Below are 6,815 nucleotides of genomic sequence, written 5' to 3' on the forward strand. Positions count from 1 at the left end.
CGCGCGCAGGCGGGCCCGGTCCCATCCACCCTCGTGGAACACCCGGGCGTGCTCGGGGGACACCACGAGCAGGGCGTCCCAGATGGCCGCCAGCTTCGGGTCGGCCACGACCCCGAGCCCGCTGGCGATGGTGGCGGCCAGGGCCTCGGGATCACGCGACCGTTGGTCGGCCAGGCCCTGCACCCCTCCCCCGCCGAACAGGGTCACCGCCGACCGCCCCGCCGGCACGCCCCGCTCCACCGCCAGCGGCTCCCACGGCGAGCCCTCCTCGTCCTCGGCGAAGCAGAACGAGTACTTGCCCGGGTTCCCCAGCGTGGCCCGGTCGACCTCCCCGGGCCGCCCCCCGCCCACGTTGCGGATCACCAGCTGCAGGGCCCGCCCGATGGTGGCGTTGGCCCGGTTGCCCTGGCCGAGGGCGTTGATGCCCGAGTTCATCCCGACGGCCCGGGCGATGGGCCCGTTGACCACGACCACTGGGCCGGCGAACCAGGTGGTGGCCAGCAGGCCGTGGATGTTGAACTCGTCGGTGCACGCCGCCTCGACGGCGGCCAGCACCACCGGCAGGTACTCGGGCTTGCACCCGGCCAGCACCGCGTTCACCGCCACCTTCTCGACCGTGCACTCGATCAGGTCCGGGGGGACCACCGCCACCACCTCGTCCGGCGGGCGCGTGGTGCCCTCGAGCATGCGTAGCACCCGCGCCTCGGTCGGCGTGACGACCGGCAGGCCGTCGGTCCAGCCCCGGTCGTACATGGCCTCGGCCTCGTCCTCGAGGGCGGCCAGCTCGACGCGCCGGCTGCGCAGCTTGGCCGACCCGTGCCGCACGGCCAGCTCCTCGGCCACCCCGGGCTCGGCGGTCCGGGAGCCGCAGCCGGGCCGGTAGTCCGGCAGTCCCTCCCCGAGCGGCGCCACCCCGACGAAGTCCTCCCAGTCGCGCCGCAGCCAGCCCTCCAGACGCGCCACCTCCCTGCCGTCCTGCACCCGCAGGAGGGTCGGAACGGTGTCGATGCCGAGGCTCCACGACACGTCGAGGGCCCGGTCGTCCACGACGCCGTCGACCCCCGGTGGGAACGCGGGGTCGTCCTGGCTCACCACGGCGGCCAGCTCCCGCCCCCCTGCCAGCGCGGCCAGGACGGGGGCCACCAGCACGCAGGTCGGGCAGTCCCGCTTCACCACCGCGACCAGCCCGTCCGGGAGGGTCGGGTTGCCAGCCACGTGGTCACCATATGCCCGGGCAGGAGCTCGGGCCGGACCGGGCCGGGCCGGGGCAGACGCCTGACCCTCAGACCCCGGCCAGCACCCCCGGGTCCTCGGAGCGGGCGGTGGGATCGACCAGGTCCGGGTAGTCCCCCGAGTCGAAGCCGTTCACGAACTGGCGCAGTCCCTCCGGCAGCTGCACGGAGCGGCGGTTCAGCACGCCGGCGTGGACCTCCCACGTCCGGGCCAGCAGCAGGGCCGCCTCCCGGCGCTGCCGCCGGCGGCCGTCGACCGCCCACGCGCTCCGGTTGCCGAAGCTCATCCCCAGGGAACGGGCCAGGACGCAGTCGGAGCTCGACCCCCGCCGGCCCTGGGGCAGCGACTCGAGCGGTTCTCTCCCCATGGCGGCCCGGGCGGAGTTGACCAGTCCCAGCACGCCTTCCAGATCGGTCATGGGGAACCTCCTCGATCTAGCGTCGCTACCCGGACAATACGCCCGGGACGGTGGTCGCGTCCCGGAGAACGACCGCGGGGGGAGCGGTGACCTTTGCCGATCGGGAGGACGCCGGCCGGCGGCTGGCGACCCGGCTCGAGCACCTGCGCGGCCGGCATCCCGTCGTGGTCGGACTGCCGCGCGGCGGCGTCCCCGTGGCGGCCGAAGTGGCCCGGGCCCTGGGCGCCCCGCTCGACGTCATCCTCGTGCGCAAGCTCGGCGTCCCGTTCCAGCCCGAGCTGGCGATGGGCGCGGTCGGCGAGTACGGCGTCACCGTCGTCAACCGCGAAGTCATGGCCGGGGCGCGTGTAGGACAGCGCGAGGTCGAGGCAACGGAGGCCCGGGAGCGGACAGAGCTGGAGCGACGGGCCGTCGACTACCGGGGAGACCGGCCCCGTGTCTCCCTCGCCGGCCGGACGGTGATCGTCGTCGACGACGGGATCGCCACCGGTTCGACGGCGCGCGCCGCGTGCCAGGTCGCTCGGGCTGCAGGTGCCACCTACGTGGTGCTCGCGGTTCCGGTCGCACCGCCGGAGTGGACGGCGCGCCTCTCCTCCGACGCCGACGAGCTTATTGCCGTCGAGACCCCGGACCCGTTCTTCGCCGTGGGCCAGTTCTACGGCAACTTCACCCCGACCACCGACGAGCAGGTGGTGGCCTGCCTGGAGCGTGCCCTGGGCCCGTAGTCACCCCGGGTCAGCCGCCCGGCCCCCGATCTACAGTCGGCCTCACATGTCCGCCGTATCCGCCCCCGCTCCCGACCTCTCGGTGCCGGAGGGATTTGCCCTCATCCCGGGACGGTCGAGCACGGTGACCCGGCACTGGTTCGACACCTTCGACCGCCGGCTCCTGGGCGCCGGGCTGGAGCTGTACGTCGAGGTGGAGGCCAGCCGGGCGCTGGTGGTGGTCGGGCCGCTGGGCCAGCCGGGCGCCTCGGCGCCATGGGAGGGCTCGAGCCGGTCGCTCCCGGACGCTCTGCGCCCGACCGACCTGCCCCCGGCGGTGGGCGCGCTGGTCGGGGACCGCGCCGGCCCCCGAGCCCTGGTCCGGCTGGTGACGGCGCGCCTGCGGCTGGAGGACCACCGCGTCGTCGACCGCGAGCAGAAGACGGTGTGCCGGTTGGTGGTCGAGACGGCCACGTCCCCGGCCGCGGCCGAACCGGTCCGCAACCTCGCCGCATCCGGGCTGCGCGGCTACGAGGAGGAGGCCGAGCAGGTGGCGGCGGCCCTCGGCGCCCGCCACGAGAACCTTCTCCCCGCCCTGCTCGGCGCCGTCGGCGCATCCGACACCCCCGGCTCCGGGGCCCCGGGCCGCGACCTGCGCCCCGACCTGCCGGCGCCGCCCGCCCTGGTCTCGATCCTCCGCCACCTGCTCGAGACCGTGCAGGCCAACGTGCCCGGCACGCTCGCCCGCTACGACGAGGAGTTCCTGCACGACCTGCGCGTGGCGGTGCGCCGGGGCCGGACGGCCCTCAAGCTGGCCCGGGGCGTTCTCTCCGAGGAGCCCCGGGCGGCGCTGGCCGTTGAGCTCAAGTGGCTCGGGGACGTCACGACCCCGGCCCGGGACCTCGACGTGAACGTCGAGGGCTTCCCCGCCCTGGAGGCGGTGGCGGTGGCCGAGGAGCTGCGCGACGCCATCGCCCCGTTCACCGACCTCCTGGCCCAGCGGAGCGAGGCGGCCCACCGCGACCTCGACGTCGCCCTGCGCTCACCCCGCTTCCGCCGGCTGATGTCCGAGTCGATGGCGTCCCTGCTGCCCGTCGAGGTGACCGACCAGCCCGTCACCGCCGAGCTGGCGCGCCGGCGGCTGGAGGACACCTTCGGCCAGGTGATCAAGCGGGGCCGGCGGGTCGACGAGTCGTCGCCCGACGAGGCGGTCCACGACCTGCGCAAGCGGGCCAAGGAGCTGCGCTACACCGTCGAGTTCTTCTCCGGGCTGCTGCCCCCCGACCGGGCCGGACCTCTGGTGAAGGACCTGAAGGGCCTCCAGGACGTGCTGGGGGACTTCAACGACACCGTGGTTCAGCGGGAGCTGCTGCTCGAGGCGGCCGACACGCTCATGGCGCAGGGCGCCGGGGCCGGGACGGTCGTGGCCCTCGGCGAGATGCGCCGGGAGCTGGCCCGCTCCGGCAAGGAGGCGCGAGGGGAGCTGTCCGGGCGCTTCGCCCGGCTGCGGCAGTGGCGCACCGACGGACGGTGGGACCGCCTCCTGCGCGCCCTCGGATGAGGGTCCTGGCCGTCTACAGCATCAAGGGCGGGGTCGGGAAGACGACGGCGGCGGCAAACCTCTCCCACCTGGCGGCGCGCCGTTCTTCTCCATGGTCGACCGGCGCCGGCGGGCCCACCGGGAGCTGCTCGAGGCGGAGCCGCCCGATGGGAGGGGGACCCCCTGGGTGGCCGTCCCCGCCTCCGCCCAGGTGGAGCGGATGGGCCACATCCGGGCGCGGTTGGCGAGCTTCGCTCCGTGAACCGGCTGTTCACCTGCCGGTCCCTTCCCGTACCGGCGCGTCAGGACCACAGCGATATACGGTCCCCCGGATGGGAGCGTCGCTCGAACGCGAGCTCAAGGTCGAGGTCGACGACTCCTTCCACGTCCCCGATCTGAGCGCGTCGGTCGGAGTGTCGGTCGTGAGCCTGCCCGAGGTGGCGCTCGAGGCGACCTACTACGACACGACCGGGTACCACCTGGGCCGCTGGGGCGCGACCCTGCGCCACCGGATCTCGAGCGCCGGCTCCCACACCTGGACGCTGAAGCTGCCGGCGGCCGCCCTTGACGCCGACGATCAGAGTGAGCGCCCGAGCGGCGCCCTCGAGCGGGACGAGCTCGACTTCGACGGCCCCGCCGACAAGATCCCCCCCGACGCCATGGCCCTGCTCCGCACCTACCTGCGCGCCGACGTGGTGGCCCCGGTGGCCGTGCTCAAGACGCGGCGCCGGCGCAACCTGCTGATGTCGGCCACCGACACCCTGGCCGAGATGGACGACGACACCGTCGAGTTCCGCTCGGCCGACGGCCGCACCGGCACCTTCCGGGAGCTCGAGATCGAGCTGGCCGAGAACGGTCCCGTGCCGATCCTGCGCCAGATCCACGACGTGCTGGTGGCGGCGGGGGTGGCCGACACCGCCGCCCAGCCCAAGCTGTTCCGCGCCATCGGGGGCACACCGGAGCCGGCGGTCCGGCCCGTGCCGGCCGAGTGGAGCCGGTCCATGTCGACGGCGGAGCTGGTGGCCGTGGTGCTGGCCCGCTCGGTCGGGCGGCTGCTGAGCGACGACCCGAGGGTGCGCCTCGGTGACGACCCCGAGGCCCTGGCCCGCTGGCGCGCCGAGCTGGGCCGCCTGGCCGTGGCCATGGAGGACACCCACCGGGTCCTCGACACGGCCTGGTGCGAGGAGGTCGGGGACGGCCTCGAGCAGCTGCGCCGTCCCGTCGACGCCCTGGCCGACCTGGACCTGCTCGTCGGCCGGCTCACCGCCGGAGCCAGCCGCCTGCTCCCGGAGGACCAGGCCGCGGCGTTGGAGCTGGTCGACATCGTTGCGTCGCAACGCAAGAGCCATCACGAGGCCCTGGCCGACCACCTCGACTCGCCCGCCTACCTCGACCTGGTCGACCGGCTGGCGGCGGCGGCGGCCGAGCCCCCGGTCCGGCCGGGACGGTCCCGGCCCGCCACCGCGACCGCGGAGCGGGCCGTCCACGGACGCCTCGACCGGCTCGGACGCAGCGCCGCCGACGCCCTCGGCAAGGGTTTCCACCCCGCCCTCCGGGACCGGGGGGACGACGACGAGGGGGTCGACCTCACCGTCCTGGCCCGATCGGCAACCGAAGCCCGGGCGTCGGCGGAGCTGGCCGCCCACCTGGCCGGCCGCCCGGCCGCCAAGCTCCACCGGGCCCTGGCCGAGCTGGACGGATGGCTCGGTGAGCTGGGGGCCGCCACCGCCGGCCAGCGCTGGCTGCGGGCCACCGGGTCCGAGCTCGACGGCCGCCTGGCCGTGGCGGCCGGACAGCTGCTGGCCGGGGAGACCAACTGCGCCAATCGGGCCCGCCGGCACTGGACGTCGGCCTGGAAGGCGGTGCAGCACCGCGCCGAGAAATGGCCGAAGACGAGGTGATCCGGGCCGCCGGGGGCGTGGTGTGGCAGTCACGACCCGACGGCTCGGTCGAGGTGCTGGTGGTCCACCGTCCCCACTACGACGACTGGTCCCTCCCCAAGGGCAAGCGTGACCCCGGTGAGGACGACGAGACGTGTGCCCTCCGCGAGGTCGAGGAGGAGACCGGGCTGCGCTGCCGGCTGGGCGCCGAGCTGGCGTCGACCAGCTACGTCGACCGCAAGGGCCGGCCCAAGGCCGTCCGCTACTGGGCCATGACCCCGGACAGCGGGGTGGTCGCCGCCGACAACGAGGTCGACGAGGTCCGCTGGGTCGGCATCGAGGAGGCCCAGGCGCTGCTCAGCTACCCGCGGGACCGCCACGTGCTGGCGTCGCTGCTCGCGAGCGTGGCCGAGGCGGGTTGATGTTGGTCGAGGCCGGTCGAGGCGGGTTGACGCCGGTCGAGCCCGGTCGAGGCCGGTTGAGGTAGCGCGTCTCCGCCGGGACGCGGCGCCGGGCTACTCCAGGAGAGCGGAGCGGAGAGCCCCGACCGCGCCGGACAGGCCGAGGCCGGAGGCGAAGCCCTCGAACGAGCCGTGGTCGGCCCGGAACCGGGAGAGGAAGGCGTGCATGGTCTCGGGCTCGGCCGCCACGATGGCGGCGGCGCTGGCCTTGATCCCGGTCACCGCGTCGGGGCGCTCCTCGCGCAGCCGGGCCAGCATCCGGGTCATGTTGTCCCGGCTGAGGGCGTAGTCGGCCACGATGGCCTCGTCGCTGACGCCGAGGAGGCCGAGCACCAGGGCGGAGATGATGCCGGTGCGGTCCTTGCCGGCGGCGCAGTGGATCACGGCGGGGTGGCACCGGGGGTCGGCAAGGACCCGCAGGGCGTCGGCCACCGCTGGCGCGCCCGTGGCCAGCATGTCGGTGTAGCGATCGGCCACGAAGGCCGGCGCCGCCCACTCGACGTACTCGTCCCGCTCGGGCAGGACGTCGAGCATCGGCAGGTGGTGGTAGGTGATCCCCGGCGCCGGCCACTCCACCCG

8 protein-coding genes are annotated in these 6,815 nt (G+C 74.9%); 5 read left to right on the forward strand and 3 right to left on the reverse strand.

Annotation, left to right across the window (positions count from 1 at the left end; translation table 11 throughout):
* On the reverse strand, nucleotides 1-1,215 hold a 1,215-nt coding region (locus VFW24_03790), incomplete at its 3' end, for a thioredoxin family protein (protein ID HEX5265872.1).
* 67 nt (nucleotides 1,216-1,282) lie between these two features.
* Nucleotides 1,283-1,651 (reverse strand): hypothetical protein, encoded by a 369-nt coding sequence (locus VFW24_03795; GenBank protein HEX5265873.1) that lies wholly within the window; start codon nucleotides 1,649-1,651, stop codon nucleotides 1,283-1,285.
* A 50-nt stretch (nucleotides 1,652-1,701) separates the two neighbouring features.
* Here VFW24_03795 and VFW24_03800 point away from each other — a divergent pair, with 50 nt between their 5' ends.
* From VFW24_03800 to VFW24_03820, 5 genes are all read left to right on the forward strand, one after another.
* Nucleotides 1,702-2,376, forward strand: a complete 675-nt coding sequence (locus tag VFW24_03800) for a phosphoribosyltransferase (GenBank protein HEX5265874.1) — start codon at nucleotides 1,702-1,704, stop codon at nucleotides 2,374-2,376.
* Nucleotides 2,377-2,422: 46 nt separating this feature from the next.
* Nucleotides 2,423-3,916 carry a CHAD domain-containing protein gene (locus tag VFW24_03805; GenBank protein HEX5265875.1) on the forward strand — a complete coding sequence of 498 codons (1,494 nt, stop codon included), beginning with the start codon at nucleotides 2,423-2,425 and terminating at the stop codon, nucleotides 3,914-3,916.
* Between the two features lie 91 nt (nucleotides 3,917-4,007).
* Nucleotides 4,008-4,157 carry a hypothetical protein gene (locus VFW24_03810; protein ID HEX5265876.1) on the forward strand — a complete coding sequence of 50 codons (150 nt, stop codon included), beginning with the start codon at nucleotides 4,008-4,010 and terminating at the stop codon, nucleotides 4,155-4,157.
* 70 nt (nucleotides 4,158-4,227) lie between these two features.
* Complete coding sequence (locus tag VFW24_03815; protein ID HEX5265877.1) at nucleotides 4,228-5,796, forward strand: CYTH and CHAD domain-containing protein; 1,569 nt, start codon at nucleotides 4,228-4,230, stop codon at nucleotides 5,794-5,796.
* A complete protein-coding gene (locus VFW24_03820; GenBank protein HEX5265878.1) occupies nucleotides 5,778-6,197 on the forward strand; it encodes an NUDIX hydrolase in 420 nt (139 codons plus the stop codon). Before VFW24_03815 ends, VFW24_03820 begins: the two co-directional genes overlap by 19 nt.
* Nucleotides 6,198-6,290: 93 nt before the next feature.
* Here the strand turns inward: VFW24_03820 and VFW24_03825 are convergent.
* Nucleotides 6,291-6,815: tyrosine-protein phosphatase (locus tag VFW24_03825; GenBank protein ID HEX5265879.1), on the reverse strand; the 525-nt coding region annotated here is incomplete at its 5' end.

Source organism: Acidimicrobiales bacterium (genome assembly GCA_036273495.1).
In the GTDB taxonomy this organism is placed as follows: domain Bacteria; phylum Actinomycetota; class Acidimicrobiia; order Acidimicrobiales; family JAJPHE01; genus DASSEU01.

Excerpts from the sequence above, each read along its gene's own strand:
- VFW24_03795 (HEX5265873.1), bottom strand. The coding sequence starts at position 1,651 with ATGACCGATCTGGAAGGCGTGCTGGGACTGGTCAACTCCGCCCGGGCC.
- VFW24_03805 (HEX5265875.1), top strand. The coding sequence starts at position 2,423 with ATGTCCGCCGTATCCGCCCCCGCTCCCGACCTCTCGGTGCCGGAGGGA.
- VFW24_03810 (HEX5265876.1), top strand. The coding sequence starts at position 4,008 with ATGGTCGACCGGCGCCGGCGGGCCCACCGGGAGCTGCTCGAGGCGGAG.
- VFW24_03815 (HEX5265877.1), top strand. The coding sequence starts at position 4,228 with ATGGGAGCGTCGCTCGAACGCGAGCTCAAGGTCGAGGTCGACGACTCC.
- VFW24_03820 (HEX5265878.1), top strand. The coding sequence starts at position 5,778 with ATGGCCGAAGACGAGGTGATCCGGGCCGCCGGGGGCGTGGTGTGGCAG.